General features: G+C 68.2%; 1 pseudogene. It reads left to right on the forward strand.

The features are described from left to right. Positions 1–188 precede the first annotated feature (188 nt). Positions 189–380, forward strand: a pseudogene (locus tag BKH20_RS01415) (hypothetical protein); the annotation flags it as partial.

A 380-nucleotide genomic window follows, 5' to 3' on the forward strand; every position in this document is an offset into this window, starting at 1 on the left:
GGTCACGTGGCCCGCTGTACCGCCCGTGCGCCTCATGGGCGACCTGGGTCTGCGCGGCGTCCGCCGCGCCAAGTCCCCACGCACCACGCGCAGCACGCCGCGAGAGCAGTGCCCGGCCGACCTCGTCAAAAGGCATTTCAGCGCGTTCAGGCCGAACGAGCTGTGGGTCGCCGACATTCCCCCACTGCGTGGGGGGTACCCCCTCCTATGTACGCACCTTCTCCGAGTGGGTCTATGTGGCTTTCGTGACCGACGTCTTCTCGCGGAGGATCATCGGCTGGCAGACCACCTACCGGCCAGTGTGCACCGACCTGGCCCTGGACGCCCTTCAGATGGCCGTCTGGCAACGAAAGCGAACCGGGGCCGACCTGACGGGCCTG

Origin of the sequence: Actinomyces oris (assembly GCF_001937445.1) — a bacterium.
Taxonomy (GTDB): domain Bacteria; phylum Actinomycetota; class Actinomycetes; order Actinomycetales; family Actinomycetaceae; genus Actinomyces; species Actinomyces acetigenes.